The following is a 282-nucleotide window of genomic DNA, read 5'->3' on the forward strand; positions in this document are numbered from 1 at the left end:
GGCTCGGTGATCTTGATATCAACCTCACCGACCTTGTTGTCTTCCTTGTCCTTAACAACAACCGTGGCATCCTGCGCCTTAGTACCCTCCGGCACCGTCACCGCAATCTCACCAGAGTTCTTGTCAATCTCGACCTTGGCACCCTCAACCGGCTTGCCATCGTTACCGATGACCTCACCAGTCATACCGTCAGTCGGGTTCTTAACCTTGTCATCCAAGTCCTTCGGCTTATCGTTGGCCGGAACCTCGTCAACAACGGAACCCGCATCAATACCCGGCTTA

General features: G+C 53.9%; 1 protein-coding gene. It reads right to left on the reverse strand.

Features of this window, described 5'->3' with window-relative positions; all coding sequences use genetic code 11:
• On the reverse strand, nt 1-282 hold a 282-nt coding region (locus tag HMPREF2822_RS11185), incomplete at both ends, for a hypothetical protein (RefSeq protein WP_158014591.1).

Origin of the sequence: Corynebacterium sp. HMSC062E11 (assembly GCF_001811845.1) — a bacterium.
GTDB lineage: Bacteria > Actinomycetota > Actinomycetes > Mycobacteriales > Mycobacteriaceae > Corynebacterium > Corynebacterium hesseae.